Genomic DNA, 309 nt, shown 5'->3' with positions numbered 1-309 from the left:
CGGCGTGGGGCTGTTGACCGGCGAGGCCGGGGTGGGCAAGACTGCGGCCCTGCGCCGGCTCACGCAGGCGCTCAACCCCCACCGCTATCAGGTGATCTATCTGGCCGAGACCGACTTCGGGCGGCTGGATCTGTACCGCTCCTTGGCGCTCGCACTGGGATTGGAGGGCGCCTACCGCCGCGCTGCCCTGTGGCGTCAGATCAAGGCCCGCATTGAGGAATTGGCCGACGGCAAGAACGTCACGCCGCTGTGGATCATCGACGAGGCGCACAATCTGCCCGCGGAGTTCTTCCGTGACCTGCCGGCCTT

Annotated in this window: 1 protein-coding gene; it reads left to right on the top strand. The window is 67.6% G+C overall.

Features of this window, described 5'->3' with window-relative positions:
* On the top strand, positions 1-309 hold a 309-nt coding region (locus tag G3480_RS27580; RefSeq protein ID WP_164657318.1), incomplete at both ends, for an ATP-binding protein.

Origin of the sequence: Thiorhodococcus mannitoliphagus, assembly GCF_010915725.1 — a bacterium.
Lineage (GTDB): Bacteria > Pseudomonadota > Gammaproteobacteria > Chromatiales > Chromatiaceae > Thiorhodococcus > Thiorhodococcus mannitoliphagus.
Note: the sequence above shows the minus strand (reverse complement) of the source record. Positions and strands in the feature narration are given on the sequence as shown.